The organism is Arthrobacter monumenti (genome assembly GCF_054511255.1).
Genome location: NZ_JBTNCY010000008.1, coordinates 251824 through 270235, shown reverse-complemented (window position 1 = coordinate 270235; position 18412 = coordinate 251824). Strand labels below are relative to the sequence as shown.

The following is an 18412-nucleotide window of genomic DNA, read 5'->3' as shown; positions in this document are numbered from 1 at the left end:
GGAAAGCTACATCAGTATCCTGCGCCGCCGGATCCAGCCCGGCGCCAGCCGCACCGGCGCCCTGCGCACCGTCACCGCCGGCTACGTGATGGACCGGGACCTGCTCGATCTTGACCTGGACCGGTTCAACGACCTGCTGGCCCGGGCCCAGCACGCACCCGCAGCCCAGGCATACCCGCTGCTGCTGGAAGCTTTGGCCATCGCCGCCGAACCGCTGCTCGCGAACGAACCAACCGCGGCCTGGGCCGAAGCCGAACGTCAGACCCATACCGCACGGCTGTCCTGGGCCATGGTCGCCGCCGCGAACGCCGCGGCCGCGACCGGCCAGAACGAGGACGCCATCCAACTCGCCCGCCGCGCGATCGACGCCGACAAACTCGACGAAAACGCCTGGTCCGCCCTGCTGAGTGCGCTGCGGAACACCGGCCGGCACGCCGACGCCCTGCACGCCTACGAACAATGCCGCCAACTGTTCATCGACGAACTCGGCTGCACCCCCGGACCGGCACTGCAGGGCATCCACCACGAACTCCTCCAAGGCGCCGCCGAAGCAGACGGCAGCCTCGCCGACCTGCTCTCAGCCCTGCTGTGCCTGCACGCCCACACCAACACCGACAGCCACACCACCAAACCCGCAGCCAGCCCGGCAGCAGCCGCCCCCGCGGCCGCACCAACGGCCAGCCACGAACCACTACGCGACGCCAGCCGCGTCCTGTCAAACCTCCTCAAACAAGCCCAACTCGTCATGCAAACCCAAATACCCGGCTAAAACCGTGGACTTGGTCAACTGGCAGTCGCGGCCACTCCGGCCGGAAATCTGAAATTTCCGGCTGGAGGACAGGACGCCGGGGCAGGCCGCCGTGGCCCGTACTGCACCGCTGCGGCCGGGGTAACGTGGGTGCCGGTGGACCCGCCACTGCCGAACACGAATTGAGGCTGACTCATGACCAGCGACGCCCCCGGCTCAAACCCGAAGATAGAACTCAATGGTGCGCAGACTCAGAAGATGCATGACCTGTACCGTCAGCTGCACGCCAATCCGGAACTGTCCATGCAGGAGCATCGGACGGCCGAAATCGTTACCGAACGGCTCGATGCGCTTGGAGTTGAGACCTTCAGCTGTGGCGGCACCGGAGTCGTCGGTGTTCTGCGCAATGGTGACGGGCCGGTCGTGGCGTTCCGGGCGGACACTGATGGACTGCCGATCAAGGAGGACACGGGCCTGGAGTACGCAAGTGCCGCCACCGGTAGCCTGCCCGATGGGACGGACGTGCCCGTGATGCACGGCTGCGGACACGACACCCATGTAACGGCCGCCTTGACGACGGCGGAGCTGCTCGCCGACGCCCGTGGAAACTGGTCCGGCACGGTGGTCTTCATCTTCCAGCCGGGAGAGGAGACGGCTGCCGGGGCAAAGGCTATGGTCGACGACGGACTCTGGGAAAAGGCGCCACGTCCGGAAGTTGTCTTCGGACAGCATGTGATGCCGGAGGTGGCAGGTTCCGTTCATGTCCGCAGTGGCAGCGCGATGTCGATGGCCGACTCCTGGAAGGTCAGCGTCTACGGGCGCGGCGGGCACGGTTCCCAGCCGCAGGACACAGTGGATCCGATCGTGCTCGGTGCCCACATGGTGGTGCGGATCCAGTCCATCGTGGCGCGCGAAGTAGACCCAAGGGAATCCGCCGTCGTCACCATTGGCACCTTCCACGCCGGGCTGAAGGAAAACATCATCCCGGCCTCGGCCGAGTTCACCCTCAATGTGCGCACCTTCAGTCAAGACGTGCGCGATAAGGTTCTGCACTCCTTGCGGCGGATTATCAGCTCTGAAGCGGAGGCGTCCGGGGCTCCAGAGCCGGCGATTGAGGAGATCTCAAGGTTCCCAGCATGTTGGAACGACCCTGAAGCCAGTGCTGGGCTACTGACTGAGTTCCGCCAGGCGCTGGGGGAGGACAACGTGGTGGAGGGCCGGCCGCAAATGGGCAGTGAGGACTTCGGCAGCCTGGCTGAAGCGATCGGTGTTCCATCCGTCTACTGGTTCTTCGGTGGGCATCCGCCTGAGCTGCTCGAGTCCGGCGATACCGTGCCGATGAACCATTCCCCGCAATTTGCGCCGCTAATGGAGCCAACGCTGAGCACCGGCGTCCGTGCTGCGACGACGGCGATTCTCTCGAGGGTCGGCGCATAGTCAGGGCGTCCAGCCGGGCCTGCGCATGCGCGGGCCCGGCTTTTGCCCCACGACGCGACATCGCGTATTCTGTGATACGAACCACCCACAACTGCATACGCCGCTGACCCGCAGCGGGAGAGCCCGGCAGGACGAACATCCTTGGCCGGCGCCGTAGGAGCAAATCCTCCCCAGGAACCTCTCAGGCACCCGTACCGCTGCGTCAGGCAACTCTGGAAAGCAGCCCGGCACAGCCGTGGCTCACCAACGGTGCAAGCGGATCCGATCAGGATCTGCGGAATCTCTCAGGTCCACTACAGAGCGGGGAGGAACCCAGCCACTGGCGTGTCCGCACGCCGTCTACCTTTGGAGTTCCTCATGACGGTTCATTCGACCAATTCAACCAGTCCGGTTTTCGCCGACCGCCACATTGGTGCGCGCAATAACGACGCCGAAAGCATGCTCAAGACAGTCGGTTATCCCAGTGTCGAAGCACTCGCCGACACAGCCGTGCCCGCCAGCATCCGCCAGAGCGCCCCGCTGGACCTGCCGCCGGCCCGCAGCGAATCCGAGGTCCTCGCAGACCTGCGGACGATCGCCGCCAAGAACGTGATGAAGACCCAGATGATCGGGCAGGGCTACTACGGCACGTTCACCCCGCCGGTGATTCTGCGCAATGTGCTGCAGTCCCCGGCCTGGTACACCGCCTACACCCCCTACCAGCCGGAGATTTCGCAGGGCCGCCTCGAGGCTCTGCTGAACTTTCAGACCATGGTCCAGGACTTGACTGCCCTGCCGATCGCCAACGCCTCCCTGCTGGACGAAGCCTCCGCCGTCGCCGAGGCCGTGCTGCTGATGCGGCGCTCCAACAAGGCCAAGTCGGACGGGAAAATCGTCCTCGACGCCGACTGCCTGCCGCAGACGATCGCCATCGTGAAGGGCCGTTCCTCCGCGCTGGACTTCGAGGTAGAGGTCGCTGATCTCAGCAATGGACTGCCCGACGGCGAGATTGCCGGCATCGTGCTGCAGCAGCCCGGCGTTTCCGGCCGGATCCACGAGCACCAGGCTGTCATCGACGCGGCGAAGGAACGCGGCGCGATGGTCACCGTTGCGGCCGACCTGCTGGCACTGACCCTGATCACCGCTCCGGGCGAGCAGGGCGCCGATATCGCCGTCGGCTCCGCCCAGCGCATGGGTGTCCCGCTGTTCTTCGGCGGCCCGCACGCCGCGTACATGGCCGTCCGCAAGGGCCTGGAGCGTTCCGTTCCCGGCCGTATCGTCGGAGTTTCCCAGGACGACGCCGGCACCACCGCCTTCCGCCTCGCGCTGCAGACCCGCGAACAGCACATCCGCCGCGAGAAGGCCACCTCGAATATCTGCACCGCGCAGGCTCTGCTGGCCATTGTCGCTGGCATGTACGCGGTCTACCACGGTCCTGACGGGCTGCGCGCCATCGCCACCCACGCCCACGACTCCGCGCGGGCGCTCGCCTCGGTGCTGACCGACGGCAGCTTCGAGCTGACCAGCCAGCGCTTCTTCGACACCATCACCGTCCAGGCTCCCGGCCGTGCGGCGGACATCGTTGCCTCAGCTGAGGCCGGCGGCGTGAACCTGCGCCTCATCAGCGCGGACCAGATCGGTATTTCCAGCGATGAGACGACGACGGCGGACCACCTGGCCACGATCGCCGCCGCGTTCGGCATCTCCGAGCCGGAAACGGCAATCCGGAACGCGCTCGACGGCGGGACCCGGGGCTTCGAGCTGGAGCCGGAACTGCACCGCACCTCCGCCTACATGACCCACCCGGTCTTCTCCCAGTACCGCTCGGAGACCCGGATGATGCGCTACCTGCGCCGCCTCTCCGACCGCGACTTGGCGCTCGACCGGACGATGATTCCGCTCGGCTCGTGCACCATGAAGCTGAACGCCGCCGCGGAAATGGAGTCCATCAGTTGGCCGGAATTCGCCACCATCCACCCCTTCGCGCCGGACAGCCAGACCGAAGGCTGGCGCGAACTGATCGGCGACCTCGAGTCCCGGCTGGCCGAAATCACCGGTTACGACAGCGTCTCCATCCAGCCCAACGCCGGCTCGCAGGGTGAACTCGCCGGTCTGCTGGCGATCAGCCGCTACCACGAGTCCCGCGGCGAAGGTCAGCGCAATGTCTGCCTGATCCCGGCGTCGGCTCACGGCACCAACGCGGCCTCGGCCGTGCTCGCCGGCATGAAGGTTGTCGTCGTCGCCACCGCCGAGGACGGTTCGATCAACCATGAGGACCTGGCCGCGAAGATCGAGCAGCATTCGGCCACGCTGTCCGCGATCATGATCACCTACCCCTCCACGCACGGCGTTTACGACGACGACGTCCGCATGGTTTGCGACTCGGTGCACGCCGCCGGCGGCCAGGTCTACATCGACGGCGCGAACCTGAACGCCCTCGTCGGCCTCGCCAAACCGGGTGAATTCGGCGGCGATGTCTCGCACCTGAACCTGCACAAGACCTTCTGCATCCCGCACGGTGGCGGCGGTCCCGGCGTCGGGCCCGTTGCTGTTGCCAAGCACTTGGCTCCGTTCCTGCCCGGCGACGCGGCAACCGGGAATAACGACGACGACGGCGCTGAGAGTGCCGCGTCGCAGCCGAATGGAGTGCCGATCTCGGCCAGCCGCTACGGTTCGGCCGGCGTGCTGCCGATTTCCTGGGCCTACGTGGCCATGATGGGCGGCGAGGGCCTGACCGAAGCGACCCGCGGTGCCCTGCTGGCCGCGAACTACGTGGCGACCCGGCTCAACGAGTACTTCCCGGTTCTCTACACCGGCCGGGACGGCCTGGTCGCGCACGAGTGCATTCTGGACCTCCGGGACCTGACCGCCCGCAGCGGCGTCACCGCCGAGGATGTGGCTAAGCGCCTGATCGACTACGGCTTCCACGCCCCGACGCTGGCGTTCCCGGTTGCCGGCACGCTGATGGTCGAGCCGACCGAGTCGGAAGACCTGCACGAAATGGACCGGTTCATCGACGCCATGATCGCCATCCACGGCGAGATGGAAGCCGTCGCAGCCGGAACCTACGCCGTCGAGGAAAGCCCGCTGCGCCGCGCGCCGCACACGGCTTCCGCCGTCGCCAGCTCGGACTGGGACCGGCCCTATACCCGTGAGGAAGCGGTGTTCCCGCTGGCATCGCTGCGGATGGACAAGTACTTCCCGCCGGTCGGCCGGATCGACGGCGCCCGCGGCGACCGCAACCTGGTGTGCACCTGCCCGCCCATCGAAGAGTACGCCAACTAGGAATGAGCGAAACCATGAGCAACGAAACATCAGGATCGGAAAATCCCGGCAACGGCACAGAGTCCAGCCGGCAGACCGCCCTTTATGCCGAACACGAAAAGCTCGGCGCATTCTTCACCGACTTCGGCGGCTGGCAGATGCCGCTGAAGTACAAGAGCGAGTTGGCCGAACACAAGGCGGTGCGCGAAACTGCTGGTCTGTTCGACCTCAGCCACATGGGCGAAGTCAGGGTGAGCGGCCCGCAGGCGGCCGAATTCCTCGACTACGCCCTGGTCGGCAAGCTTTCCGCCGTCAAGGTTGGCCGCGCCAAGTACTCGCTGTTGTGCAATGAGGGCGGCGGAATTATCGACGACCTCATTACCTACCGCCGCGGCGACAACGACTACCTGGTGGTGCCCAACGCCGGCAACGCTCCCGCCGTCGCCGCCGCCCTGGCCGAGCGATCGACGCAGTTCGAGGTCGAGGTTGAAGATCAGTCCGCGGAGACCAGCCTGATCGCTGTGCAGGGTCCTGAGTCTGAAGGGATCCTGCTGAAGCTCATCGACTCCTCGCAGCATGAGGACGTCACGGGGCTGAAGTACTACGCGGCCACCGACGTCACCGTCAACACCGACGGCGGCCCGCTCGATGTGCTGCTCGCCCGCACCGGCTACACCGGCGAGGATGGCTTCGAGCTGTACCTGCCGAACGCCAAAGCGGCGCAGTTGTGGACAACTCTGTTGGAGAGCGGCTCCGACGCCGGGCTGACGCCGGCGGGCCTGGCTTCACGCGATTCACTGCGACTGGAAGCCGGCATGCCGCTCTACGGCAACGAGCTCTCGCTGGAGACGAGCCCTTATGCGGCCGGCCTCGGCCCCGTCGTCGCCCTTTCCAAGGAGGGCGACTTCGTCGGCCGCTCCGCTCTCGAAGCACAGAAGGAACAGGGCGCGACCCGCAAACTGGTCGGACTGACGGCACAAGGACGCCGCGCCGCCCGCTCGCACTACCCGGTTTCGGTCGACGGCGAGGTCGTCGGCGAGGTGACTTCCGGAGCGCCGAGCCCCACCCTGGGCCACCCGGTCGCGATGGCCTATGTCGACGTCGCGCATTCCGAACCGGGCACCACCGTGGAAGTCGACCTCCGCGGCAAGCCGGAGAAGTTCGACGTCGTCAAACTCCCCTTCTACAAGCGCGACAAGTAGCGCGAAGACCTGAAAGGCTCACTTATGAGTAACAACATCCTTACCGATTACCGGTACTCTGCCGAACACGAATGGGTGGATAGCTCCGGTGCCGACGGCGTGCGGATCGGCATCACCTCCGTGGCCACCGACGCACTGGGCGACATCGTCTATGTCGACCTGCCCGAGGCCGGTGCCGAGATCACTGCCGGTGAAGTTTGCGGTGAGGTCGAGTCGACCAAATCCGTTTCCGACCTCTATGCGCCGGTCAGTGGCAAAGTCAGCGCCGTCAACGACGCCGTCGTCGATGACCCTTCACTGGTCAACAACGACCCGTACGGCGAGGGCTGGCTGTTCACCGTGGAGGTCAGCTCCGAAGGTCCGCTGATGAGCGCCGACGAGTATGCCAAGACCAACGGAGTCGAGCTGTGAGCGCGCAGGCAGGGGTCAACGCCGCGGGCGTGCAGACCAAGGAACCGTACCTGGACGCTCTGCTCGGCGATCTCGATCCTGAAATCGCCGAACAGATCGACGCCGAACTGCACCGCCAGCGCTCCGGCCTGGAGATGATCGCGTCCGAGAACCATACGGCCGTCGCGGTGATGCAGGCGCAGGGTTCGGTGCTGACCAACAAATACGCCGAGGGCTACCCCGGCCGGCGTTACTACGGCGGCTGCGAGCACGTCGACGTCGTTGAGCAGCTGGCGATCGACCGGGTCAAGGACCTGTTCGGTGCCGGCTTCGCCAACGTCCAGCCGCACTCCGGCGCGCAGGCGAATGCGTCTGTGATGCATGCGCTGATCAAGCCAGGCGACACCATCCTGGGCCTGAATCTCGCGCATGGCGGCCACTTGACGCACGGAATGAAGATCAACTTCTCCGGCAAGCTGTACAACGTGGTTCCGTACCAGGTCAGCGAGGACGACAACCGGATCGATATGGCCGAGGTCGAGCGCCTCGCCGTCGAACACCAGCCCAAACTCATAGTCGCCGGCTGGTCCGCGTACGCTCGTCAGCTGGACTTCGCCGAGTTCCGCCGGATCGCTGATGCCGTCGGTGCTTACCTGATGGTGGATATGGCGCACTTCGCTGGTTTGGTGGCTGCCGGGCTGCATCCGAATCCGGTTCCGCATGCCCACGTGACGACGTCGACAACGCACAAGACGCTCGCCGGGCCGCGCGGCGGAATCATCCTTTCCAACGACGCCGACATCGCCAAAAAGGTGAACTCGGCTGTTTTCCCGGGTCAGCAGGGAGGACCGCTGGAACATGTGATCGCCGGCAAGGCGGTCGCATTCAAGCTGGCCGCGACGCCCGAGTTCAAAGAACGGCAGGAGCGCGTGCTGGAAGGCGCCCGGATCCTCGCCGAACGGCTCTCGCAATCTGACGTGGCGGAGGCCGGAATTTCCGTCCTGACCGGCGGAACCGATGTGCACCTGGTGCTGGTCGACCTGCGCAACTCCGAGCTGAACGGCAAGGAAGGGGAGGATCGGCTCGCTGCCATCGACATCACCGTCAACCGCAACGCCGTTCCCTTCGACCCGCGCCCGCCGATGGTCACTTCGGGCCTGCGGATCGGCACGCCGGCATTGGCCACCCGCGGTTTCGGCGCCGATGCCTTTACCGAAGTTGCCGACATCATCGCCCAGGCCCTGATTGCGGGACCGGACGCAGACCTGGCGCCGCTGGCAGCACGTGTAACGGCGCTTGCCGAAGCACATCCGCTCTACCCAGGCGTGGCCCGTTTCGCTGACTCTGCCCCGCCGGAACAGGACTAGTCATGGCAGTCGGCGTTTTCGACCTCTTCTCCGTAGGGATCGGTCCCTCCAGTTCTCACACGGTGGGACCGATGCGGGCGGCGTCCGTTTTCGCGCGTGAGCTGGTTCAGCGCGGCATTCTGGACAGCGTCTCCGGTTTGCGGGTGGACCTCTACGGGTCACTCGCAGCAACCGGCCGCGGGCACGGCACCATGACCGCGGTGCTGCTCGGACTGGAAGGGTTCGAACCGGAACTCATCCTGCCCGACGAGGTCGAATCCCGGCTCGCTGCGATCGCCGAGTCCGGTGAGCTGCATCTGGGGTCCCAGGTCGAGGGCGTGCCGGCTGTTGATGGCGCGCCAGGTGTTGATGGTACGCCGGGGCGGAAGATCAGCTACGGCGTCGACGATATTGTGCTGCGGCCGCTGACCATCCTGCCGCGGCACACCAACGGAGTCAGCTTCCAGGTCACGGACGACGACGGCAACGTCCTGCACAAAGCCACATTCTTCTCGGTCGGCGGCGGCTTCATTGTCCGTGAAGGCGAAGAAGACGCCGCAGCGGATGAACTCGACGCCTCCAAGGCGGAGCAGCCGCTTCCCTTCCGCACCGCCGTCGAACTCCTGCGGCACTGCAATGACCGCGGCATCAGCGTCGGTGAGGTCATGCGCACCAACGAGTTAGTCGAACGTTCGGAGGAGGAGATCCGCTCCGGGCTGCTGCATATCCGCGACGTGATGGAAGCCTGCGTGGAGACAAGCCTGAAGCGCACGGATGTGCTCCCCGGCGGGCTCAACGTCCGCCGCCGCGCTCCGAACTGGCATCAGCGGCTGATCAGTGAGGACCCGGACAACGATCCAAAATTCTGGCAGGAATGGGTCAACCTGGTAGCGCTGGCGGTCAACGAGGAGAATGCCTCGGGCGGGCGGGTAGTCACCGCTCCGACCAACGGTGCCGCCGGCATCATCCCGGCCGTGCTGCACTACGCCACCCGTTATACCGCCGGCATGGACAAGGCAACCCAGGAGGAGCGCGATGACGTCGCGGTCCGGTTCCTGCTCACAGCCGGTGCCATCGGCGTGCTGTACAAGGAGCAGGCCTCCATCTCCGGTGCTGAAGTTGGCTGCCAGGGTGAGGTGGGCTCGGCGTCGTCGATGGCGGCGGGAGCGCTCGCCGAAATCATGGGCGGCACGCCGGAACAGGTAGCAAACGCGGCGGAGATTGCCATGGAGCACAATCTCGGCCTGACCTGCGATCCGATCGGCGGACTCGTCCAGATTCCGTGCATCGAACGCAACGCCATCGCCTCTGCCAAAGCAATCAACGCAGCAAGAATGGCCCTCTGGGGCGACGGGACTCATCATGTTTCGCTCGACGAAGTCATCATTACGATGCGCGAGACCGGCAAGGACATGAGCTCAAAGTACAAAGAGACAGCCGAAGGCGGCCTGGCGGTTAACGTCGTCGAATGCTGAGATAGAGGCAGCATGGCAACATATCCTGATCCTTCCGGCGTCGAGCATGTCGAACCACGCCTTGCTGTCAGTGTTCTGATGCTGCGCCGCGATGCTCCTGAGGTTGAAGTGTTCATCCAACACAGGGTTTCGACGATGGACTTCGCGGCTGGCGCTGTGGTGTTTCCCGGTGGACGCGTTGATCCGGTCGACTATGAATCAGCCAAGGCGCACACGTTGCCGCCAGCCGTCTGGGATCGGCATGCGTTGGCCTGGAAGCGGTCCGCCGTAGCGGTCGCCGGTCACTCCAGCATGCATGACATGTCGCGGGTCCTTGTGGCAGCGGCACTCCGGGAAGTTCAGGAGGAGACCGGGGCCGTGCTCGAAGCGGGTGAACTCCTCCCTTGGGCCAACTGGGTAACACCTCCGGGTGGTCCCAAACGTTTTGATACATACTTCTACCTTGCTGTCGTCGGTCCTTCATTGGAGCCGCGGCACCAGACCACAGAAGCGAACGCCTCCCATTGGTTACCGGTGCGGGAGGTGTTGCAAGGTGCCGCGAATGGGACGCTGCAGCTCATGCGCCCAACGTATGTGTTACTGAAAGAGCTGGCGGATTTCGAGGGTCTGCCGAACATCCTGGCAAGCAAACGATCGATCATCCCGAATGGCGCAGGTGTTCAGTACGAATCGGAATGATGTCCCGCGGTTTGGACTTGCTCATTGCCATATCCAACCAGGGGGTGCCCGGGGGTGGCGGTGCTGTTGATTCGTAGGTGTGGCCGGTGGGCGTGGTGAGTTGGACGCTGTGCCTCGGCCCATCAATAGGTTTGGCTGTGAAGCCAGGCGCTTCCTTCGCGAGATTGCAACGTTGGCACAATCCCTGGGAGTTTGCCTCACTGGTTTGCCCACCTTTGCTGTGTGGGGTGATGTGGTCGATGTGCCGGATCGGCGCGTCGCACCAGGGCGTTCGGCAGGTTTGATCCCGGCTGATGAGGAATCTTCGTAATCCTTGAGGGAAGATCCTTGCCCTGGAGTCCATGCTGATCAACCGGCCGGTGTCGGGCGCGGTGTATAGCCTGCGGATCCATATCCGGCCCGCGGCGGATTGACCGGCGTCACCGGTACGGGGGCTGGTGGCATTGTGGTGACTGCCGCCGTCCTCGCGGCCACTGACGTTGTCGCCGTCCGTGTTGCCGCCGTTGCGGATCAGATTTCTGGCCCACCCGGCCGGTACGGTTCCGTAGCCGTGCAGGTAGGCGGGTTCGTTGTCGCCGGCGAACAGCGCCCGGTCAGTCATGATCAACTGGACTTCGACTCCCACACCGGCTGCAGGAGTATTCAGGCTGTTCCCTTCGTCGGGAGTGTCCTGCCCGGACGTTCCCGGCACGGTGTCGCGTCGCCGTGCTGTCTCTTCCGGATACCCGGTCGTGCCCGGGAGGCCTGTAGTTTCAGCGGACAATGCAGTACCGCCCGGAAGCCCGGCGGGTTCAGCACGCTGGTCGGTACCTGCCGCCCCCGGGGTTGAGTTGGTGAACGTGCGGCCGGTGACGCGCTCGACGAGTGTGTCTGCCATGATCTGACCGCGGCCGCGTTCGTCGCCGGTGATCCGTATGTGGTGGTCCGCAGCCTGGGACAGGGCTGCCTTCACCGCAACTCCCTGGGCAACGGGCAACAGACCGGTCACATAGGTCATGGTGTCAGGGGCGGGCCGGCAGGTGACCGTGCGTTCGGATTCGGCCTTGGCGGCCCGGCGAACCACCGAGCGCGGATCCAGCACGTAGGCGTGTTTCTTCGCCTCGCTGATAAGCCGCCGGTCTCCCAAGCCCTTCAGCGCCTTCGGGTCAGCGGCCATGGCCTCATCGACCCGGGCACGGTCTTCGACATCCAGACAGGCGGTCTCGCGGACCAGAATGGTCGCACGCCACTCGCTGAGCACGCCGATGGTCAGCGCGTTCAGGGTGTGCGGCATTTCGTTCACCAGAGCTTTGCCCACACTCAGGTGCCGGCTTCCCAAGGCAGGGCTGTCGTGGCGGGCGAGAGCAATTTGGGAGACGATTCCTTCACCCGGTTTTGCCCGCGTACTGCCATCAGACTGCTTTCTGCGGTGGGAGACATCGAAACTTACGGTAGCGTGCGCCTGGGCAGCAGAGGCAGCCGACTTCAGTTCCTCCAAGGCCGCGATCCGGTCGATTAGTTCCGCATCTGAAACGTCCTGATCGAGCTCAGAAAGGGACGAAGCGAAATCCGCCACGACCGAACTGTCAACGGCTCGGACCGGTTCGCCCCGTCCATTTATGGAGGTCGCTGTAGAGGTCCCGGTCGGAGTCCGCGTGACCTTGGCGACGGCCTGGCCTGTGTTCCCGGAAGCTGATATCTCGAACATGTCTTCGACTTTAGTGGGCCAGTTTCGGTCATACCAGGGTTCGCCAAGACGATGTGGATAATTCAGAAGCGGCTGGCCATGTGGAGGGAAAGTGCGCCGCTGGGGGAAGAGTGGATTGCTGGAGAGACCGCCTGGCCAAACTTGGAATGGAACACCTTACGGCGCAGAGCCTGCTGGCGCGCCAGCTAACCGCTTGGCGAGGTACGGCGCTGTGACACTGCCCTTCTCCGCGGCGACAGTGTGCGGCGGACCGGCGGCCATGATGCGTCCGCCGGCGTCGCCACCAGAGGGTCCTAGATCAATAACCCAGTCCGCTGACGCTGCAACGTCCATGTCGTGTTCGACGAGAACGACGGTATTGCCGGCGCCGATAAGGCGGTTGAGTTGCTTCATCAGGAGCTGCACGTCTGCGGGATGCAGTCCCGTGGTGGGCTCGTCGAGAAGGTAGAGCGTGTGTCCGCGACGGGATCGCTGAAGTTCGGTCGCCAGCTTGATCCGCTGGGCTTCGCCGCCGGAAAGTTCGGTGGCGGGCTGGCCCAAACGCAGGTAGCCCAGTCCAACTTCGCGAAGTGTTTCGAGGCTGCGCGCCGCGGCCGGAACATCGGCCAGGAATTCTACGGCGGCGTCGACCGTCAGGCCGAGTACTTCCGCAATATTCCTTCCGCGGTATGTAACTTCCAGCGTCTCCGGATTGTAGCGGGAGCCGTGACAAGTCGGGCAAGGTCCGTAGCTGCCGGGCAGGAAGAGCAGCTCGACGGCAACGAAGCCCTCGCCCTGGCAGGTTTCGCAGCGTCCGGCGGCGACATTGAAGGAAAACCGTCCGGCGTTGAAGCCACGGGAGCGGGCGGCATCGGTGCTGGCATAGAGCTTCCGCACTGCGTCGAACAGCCCGGTATAAGTGGCGAGGTTGGATCGCGGCGTTCTACCAATTGGCTTCTGATCCACGCGTACCAACCGGTCGATGCCTTCCAGACCGGTGATCTCCTGGACGGTCATCCGGTCGCCCGGTGCCACTTCAACATCCTCCGTCTCTGGAGAGTCGTTGCGCACGTGTGAGCCGACGACATCTGCCAGCACTTGGCTTACCAGCGTCGACTTTCCAGAACCCGATACGCCGGTCACGACCGTTAGAACGCCGAGAGGAAATTCGGCGTCCAGACTGTGCAGATTGTGCCGGGTAACGCCCTCCAGGCGCAAAGTCCCTCGCTGTTTCCTTTCGCCCTGCGCTGCCGCATCTGCAGGTACCCGGCCCTGCGGACCCGACCCATCCTGCAGGAACGGCCGGGTGACCGAACCATGAACCTCCGCCAGACCCGGAACTGGCCCGCTGTACAGTACAGACCCGCCGCCCCCACCAGCATACGGACCGACGTCGACCACCCAGTCCGCGCGGCGGACCACGTCCATATTGTGTTCGACGACGAAGACTGTGTTTCCGCTCGATTTGAGCTGTTCCAGCACGGTCAACAGGGGTTCGGCATCTGCGGGGTGCAGCCCCGCGGAAGGCTCGTCCAGAACATAGATGACGCCGAACAGACCGGAACGCAGCTGGGTGGCGATCCGCAACCGCTGCATTTCTCCCGGGGAGAGCGTCGGCGTTGGCCGGCCGAGGCTCAGGTAACCGAGACCGAGTTCCAGCAGCACCTCGATCCGCTGCAGCAGGTCACGGGTCACCGTCACGGCTACCTCGGTCGCTTCCCCGGAATCGGCAGATGCCCAGGCCGCACCGGCGTCGGTCAGCTCCGTGGTGGGACGGACGATGTCGGCCAGTTCCGTCATCGGCAATGCATTGAGTTCGGCTATATTCCGGCTGGCGAATGTAACCGCCAGCGCGTCCGCTTTCAGCCCCGTGCCACTGCAAAGGGGACACGGCCCGGTCTGCATGAACCGCAGGACTTTCTCGCGCATGGTTTGGCTCTTCGACTCAGCGAGGGTGTGCAGCACGTGGCGCCTGGCACTGACGAACTTGCCCTTATACGGTTTCCCGATCCGGTCGCTCTGCGGGATCACGTGAACCACCGGCTGGTCCTCGGTGAAGAGAATCCAGTCGCGGCTCCCGGTGGGCAAATCGCGCCAGGGGATATCGACGTCGTACCCGAGGGTTGCTGTGATGTCCCGCAGGCTCTTGCCCTGCCATGCCCCGGGCCATCCGGCGATCGCGCCGTCGCGGATACTTAATGACGGGTCGGGAACCAGCAGCTCTTCGCTGACGGTATGCGCCATGCCCAAGCCGTGGCACTGCGGGCAGGCGCCGTCGGCGGTATTGGTGGAAAACGCGTCCGACTCCAGCCGTGACGAGCCGGGCGGATAGGTTCCAGCGCGGGAGAGGAGCATGCGCAGGGAGTTGGAAAGAGTGGTCAGCGTGCCGACCGTGGAGCGCGAACTGGGCGTGCCCCGGCGCTGCTGGAGTGCGACGGCGGGTGGCAGCCCGGTGATCTCCTCGACCTTGGGCGTGTGCCCCTGCTGGATCAATCGACGGGCGTACGGGGCCACCGATTCGAAGAAGCGGCGCTGGGCTTCGGCGAAGATGGTGCCGAACGCCAGCGATGACTTGCCGGATCCGGAGACGCCGGTGAAGGCGACGATGGCGTCGCGGGGGACGTCGACGTCGATATTCCGGAGGTTGTTCTCGCGGGCGCCGCGGACACGAACGAAGCCGGCTGCGGTTTCTTGATCGCTGACGGCTGCGGATAATGGGTCAGGTGTTGATTGTCCAAGCACTGTGCAGACTCTAGCCTTGATTCAGAACGCATGAAATACGTCAGCGGACGATCTCACAATAGTCAGGCCCGCGGCGTCTACTGCTTGGAATACGAAGGAAAGAGGACTCAATGGATTCCGCGAGCACGGGCGACGTCGTTGTTGGTGAGGATGGGCTGACGCGGCCGCGCTGGGCGGCGGTCGATCCGATGATGCGCGAATACTACGACTCCGAATGGGGCATGCCGGTCCGCGGCGAGCAGGAATTGTACGAGCGGATCAGCCTGGAAGCGTTCCAAGCAGGCCTGTCCTGGTCGACGATCCTGCGCAAGCGGCCGGCGTTCCGCATAGCCTTCGCGGATTTCCATCCTGAGACCGTCGCGCAATTCACCGAAGCCGACGTTGAAAGGTTAATGCAGGACGTCGGAATCGTCCGCAACAAGCGCAAGATCGATGCCACGATAACCAATGCCAACGCGACAATCGCGTTGCGGGAGGACGGTGGCCTGGAGAAGTTCATCTGGTCGTTTCAGCCCGAAGCGTCGCCTGCGCCGCGAAGCTTTGACGAAGTTCCGACGACGTCGCCCGAGTCGGTGGCGTTGTCGAAGGCGTTGCGCAAACGCGGCTTCGCCTTTGTCGGTCCGACGACGATGTTCGCCCTGATGGAAGCGGTCGGGATTATCGATACGCATCTGGTGAGCAGCCATCGGCGCGGATCGTCGGGAGTGTGGGTGACGATGCCGGACCTCTCGACCAGGCTCGCGCGAAAATGAACGGCTGCGATAAGTGACCGGCGACGGCGGGTTTCGCGACGCACGCAGGGTGTCCAGCGCTCTGATTGACGACGGCGGATCCCCGGGAACGCTGCGCCGGCAGCTTGAGTACATCCCGCCATACGCCACCGCACCGTTGCTTAGTGCGCTCGCGGCACATGCCATCCCCGGCATGGAATGTGCGGATCCTGCCGGTTTGGCGCACTCCCGGACCATCAAGACCAGCTCCGGTCCCGCCGTCGTAAAGGTTTCATTTCAGGTTCCAGGCCAGGTGGAGCTGGAGATTCAGCTCCCACCGGCACAAGTACCCGAGGGCGAGATAGAGAGAATCGTCCGGCGGTGGCTGGACCTCGATACGGATCCGGTCCCCGTTGACGCCGCTTTGATCAAGCACAGGGTGCTCGAGCCGATGGTCTCCGCGCGGGCGGGACTCCGGGTGCTCGGTTCCGTGGACCCGTTTGAAACAGCGGTGTTGACGGTTCTCGGCCAGCAGGTTTCGCTCGCGGCCGCCCGTACTTTCGGTGGGCGGTTGGTGGAAGCGTTTGGAACCGATGCGTCGGGCGGGCTTCGGACATTTCCCGACCCGGAGGTGCTCGCTGCGATTCCGCCTCAGGAGTTGCAGGCAGCGATCCGCATCACGGGAGCACGCTCCCGGACGGTGAACGCGCTGGCGTCAGCCGTCGCCGTCGGAGAACTGCGGTTGCAGCACGACGCTGATCCGGCGGAGACCCGCGCGTCGCTGCTGAAAGTGCCGGGCATCGGTCCGTGGACGGCGGACTATCTAGCAATCCGGGTGCTGGCGGACCGGGATGCCTATCCCTCCGGCGATTTGGTTCTCCAGCGGGCGCTGGGAGTTAAAACGGCGCGCGAAGCAGCGGCAATGTCCGAGCCGTGGAGGCCATACCGGGCCTACGCATTGTTCCACCTCTGGACATCCGACTCGTTTATCTAGCATGCTGAACGCAGTACAACGTCCATGGCCGGGCTTCGAGCCTTCCGGGCGGAATCGGGTTTCCGCAGGCAATGCAGTACCCATAGCTGCCGTCGTCGAGCCTCTTCAATGCGGCGTCTATCTCAGTCAGGCGTTCACTGCTGGCGCGCAATAGCGTCGAAGCCTGCGATAGCTCAAACGCGATCGTCGAACCTTCGGGGTCGTGTTCGTCGTCGACGTTGGAGTCCTGCCGGGCCTCGCTGACGGCATCAATGTTCGACCGTAACTCCTCTATCAAAGCGAGGCGCTGCTGACGCTCGGCCTCCAAATAGGACCGGTACGGCGATGGGTCATCCATAGCGGTAAGGCTACGTCGGTTGGACGAGGGGAGTCGAGGAGGTGGGATTCGAGCGGAAACTGCACCGGTTAGGATGGCTGTGGCGTGATGGGGATCACGCCGTGTTAAGGACGGCTGCTTACTAAGGACAGCGGCGCACAAAGGATGACGGTGTCGATGAATCGATGGCCGTGTCAACGATAGATAAAGGTGGACAACTTGCCCGGTACGACGATTTTCACGAATGGCCATGTGTTCGACGGCGGGCAATTCCTCCCCGGAACCAACGACGTCGTCCTCAAAGACTCGAAGATTGCCGCCGTCGGGCCCGACCTCGCTTCCTCCGAAAACTACACCGATGCGACGGTGGTCGACTGCGCGGGAAAGACCGTGCTCCCGGGTCTGATCGACCTGCACGTGCACGCGACGACTTCCAACCCGGGGTCTGTGCAGGCCTTTACGCAGCCGTTCTCGCTGCAATTCTACGAATCCGTCCGCAATCTGGAGGCCACGCTGCGGGCGGGAATCACCACCGCGCGTGACGCCGGTGGGGCAGACCTGGGGGCGAAGGTGGCGGTCGACGACGGCTTGATCAAGGGTCCACGGCTGCGCCTGGCCATCAGCATCATGTCCCAAACCGGGGGCCACGGGGATTTTTGGGAGCCCTCCGGAGCCAGTTCGCCCGGGTTGGGCGCGCATCCCGGCCGGCCGGCCGCCGTCGCCGATGGGATCGAGGAAGTCCGCAAGACCACCCGCCAGCTTCTGCGGGCCGGGGCCGACCAGATCAAGATCTGCTCAACCGGGGGAGTTCTCTCGCCCAGCGACGACCCCTCGCACTCACAGTTCACCGAAGGGGAGATCGCCGTCATCGTTGAAGAGGCGGAAACCCAAGGCAAGTATGTGATGGCGCACGCGCAGGGAACGGCAGGGATCATGAACGCCCTGCGGGCGGGCGTCCGCAGCATCGAACACGGTATCTACCTTACGGACGAGGCCATTCAGCTGTTCCTGGATAAGAATGCGTATCTGGTGCCGACCCTTGCCGCGCCGAGGGCGGTAATCCGGAAGGCGGAGGCAGGCGGGAGTGGGCTGCCGCCACAGGTGATTGCGAAGGCGCACCGGGTGGCTGACATCCACCGCAAATCCATCGCCCGGGCGGTGGAAGCGGGCGTCCGGATCGGCATGGGCACCGATTCGGGCGTGGGCGTCCATGGTGAAAACCTGGAAGAACTTGCCCTGATGGCCGACGCCGGCATGAACCTGGAGCAGGTACTGGCAGCGACGACGTCGGTCGCCGGTGAATTGATCGCCCCGGAAAATTCCGTTGGTCGGCTCGCGGAAAACTACACCGCCGACGTCGTCGTGCTCAATGGAAAGCTGGAAACCGAGACGCAGCTGACGACCATAGGGACCATGATCGAACAGGTCTGGAAGGATGGCAACAGGCAGTTCGACGCAGACTAAA

14 protein-coding genes and 1 riboswitch are annotated in these 18412 nt (G+C 64.5%); of the genes, 11 read left to right on the top strand and 3 right to left on the bottom strand.

Features of this window, described 5'->3' with window-relative positions:
- The 8 genes from ACX80B_RS14240 to ACX80B_RS14205 all read left to right on the top strand — a co-directional run.
- On the top strand, window positions 1–769 hold a 769-nt coding region (locus ACX80B_RS14240), incomplete at its 5' end, for an AfsR/SARP family transcriptional regulator (RefSeq protein ID WP_459297258.1).
- Between the two features lie 174 nt (window positions 770–943).
- Complete coding sequence (locus ACX80B_RS14235) at window positions 944–2185, top strand: amidohydrolase (protein ID WP_459297256.1); 1242 nt, start codon at window positions 944–946, stop codon at window positions 2183–2185.
- Window positions 2186–2289: 104 nt separating this feature from the next.
- A riboswitch (glycine riboswitch) is annotated at window positions 2290–2392 on the top strand.
- Window positions 2393–2542: 150 nt separating this feature from the next.
- The gene (gene gcvP, locus ACX80B_RS14230) at window positions 2543–5449 is read left to right on the top strand and encodes an aminomethyl-transferring glycine dehydrogenase (RefSeq protein ID WP_459297254.1); all 2907 of its coding nucleotides are present in this window, start codon (window positions 2543–2545) and stop codon (window positions 5447–5449) included.
- A 14-nt stretch (window positions 5450–5463) separates the two neighbouring features.
- Window positions 5464–6630, top strand: coding sequence for a glycine cleavage system aminomethyltransferase GcvT (gcvT, locus tag ACX80B_RS14225; RefSeq protein ID WP_459297252.1), 1167 nt, complete (start codon window positions 5464–5466; stop codon window positions 6628–6630).
- Between the two features lie 24 nt (window positions 6631–6654).
- Window positions 6655–7041 (top strand): glycine cleavage system protein GcvH, encoded by a 387-nt coding sequence (gene gcvH, locus ACX80B_RS14220; protein WP_459297250.1) that lies wholly within the window; start codon window positions 6655–6657, stop codon window positions 7039–7041.
- Entirely contained in the window at window positions 7038–8387 is a 1350-nt protein-coding gene (gene glyA / locus ACX80B_RS14215; protein WP_459297248.1) for a serine hydroxymethyltransferase, read from the top strand. The genes gcvH and glyA overlap by 4 nt, the downstream gene beginning before the upstream one ends.
- Window positions 8388–8389: 2 nt before the next feature.
- Window positions 8390–9841, top strand: a complete 1452-nt coding sequence (locus ACX80B_RS14210; protein WP_459297246.1) for an L-serine ammonia-lyase — start codon at window positions 8390–8392, stop codon at window positions 9839–9841.
- Between the two features lie 12 nt (window positions 9842–9853).
- A complete protein-coding gene (locus ACX80B_RS14205) occupies window positions 9854–10519 on the top strand; it encodes an NUDIX hydrolase (protein WP_459297244.1) in 666 nt (221 codons plus the stop codon).
- Here the strand turns inward: ACX80B_RS14205 and ACX80B_RS14200 are convergent.
- Window positions 10479–12206: an HNH endonuclease gene (locus tag ACX80B_RS14200; protein WP_459297242.1), complete on the bottom strand. Its 1728-nt coding sequence runs from the start codon at window positions 12204–12206 to the stop codon at window positions 10479–10481. The genes ACX80B_RS14205 and ACX80B_RS14200 overlap by 41 nt on opposite strands.
- 156 nt (window positions 12207–12362) lie before the next feature.
- Window positions 12363–14927, bottom strand: coding sequence for an excinuclease ABC subunit UvrA (uvrA, locus tag ACX80B_RS14195; protein ID WP_459297240.1), 2565 nt, complete (start codon window positions 14925–14927; stop codon window positions 12363–12365).
- A gap of 110 nt (window positions 14928–15037) precedes the next feature.
- Here uvrA and ACX80B_RS14190 point away from each other — a divergent pair, with 110 nt between their 5' ends.
- Both ACX80B_RS14190 and ACX80B_RS14185 read left to right on the top strand, forming a co-directional pair.
- Entirely contained in the window at window positions 15038–15679 is a 642-nt protein-coding gene (locus ACX80B_RS14190) for a DNA-3-methyladenine glycosylase I (protein WP_459297238.1), read from the top strand.
- 49 nt (window positions 15680–15728) lie between these two features.
- Window positions 15729–16631 carry a DNA-3-methyladenine glycosylase family protein gene (locus ACX80B_RS14185; RefSeq protein ID WP_459297236.1) on the top strand — a complete coding sequence of 301 codons (903 nt, stop codon included), beginning with the start codon at window positions 15729–15731 and terminating at the stop codon, window positions 16629–16631.
- Here the strand turns inward: ACX80B_RS14185 and ACX80B_RS14180 are convergent.
- Entirely contained in the window at window positions 16624–16968 is a 345-nt protein-coding gene (locus ACX80B_RS14180) for a TraR/DksA family transcriptional regulator (RefSeq protein WP_459297234.1), read from the bottom strand. The two genes, ACX80B_RS14185 and ACX80B_RS14180, sit on opposite strands and share 8 nt — an antisense overlap.
- A 189-nt stretch (window positions 16969–17157) precedes the next feature.
- On the opposite strand from ACX80B_RS14180, the gene ACX80B_RS14175 reads away from it, so the two are divergent.
- Window positions 17158–18411 (top strand): metal-dependent hydrolase family protein, encoded by a 1254-nt coding sequence (locus ACX80B_RS14175; protein WP_459297232.1) that lies wholly within the window; start codon window positions 17158–17160, stop codon window positions 18409–18411.
- The last annotated feature ends 1 nt before the right edge of the window (window position 18412 follow it).